The organism is Fructilactobacillus sp. X2R6C1 (assembly GCF_059901295.1).
Map to the genome: position 1 here is coordinate 1 of NZ_JBWXUZ010000076.1, position 240 is coordinate 240.

Annotated in this window: 1 protein-coding gene; it reads right to left on the reverse strand. The window is 67.5% G+C overall.

The window, feature by feature from the left end; genetic code table 11:
• Positions 1 to 35 precede the first annotated feature (35 nt).
• Positions 36 to 240, reverse strand: a 205-nt coding sequence (locus AC6UDF_RS07425) for an HAD family hydrolase (protein WP_500724258.1), incomplete at its 5' end; no start/stop codon positions are given.

The following is a 240-nucleotide window of genomic DNA, read 5'->3' on the forward strand; positions in this document are numbered from 1 at the left end:
GTGTCGGCAGTGAAACCAGTGATCTCGCTCATGCGTCAGGTACTCCGGGGTGCGGCAGCGTCGAGGTTGGCATCCAACCAGTCGGCCAGGCCGGTGAGGGTGTCGAACTGCAGGTCCGGCTGCAGCTGCGGATGGGTCCAGGTGGCTGCTTCGCGGTTGATCCAGCAGCCGCGCAGGCCGGCGGCGATCGCTCCGGCCACGTCCATTTCGGCGTGGTCGCCGACGTGCAGTACCTGTGCC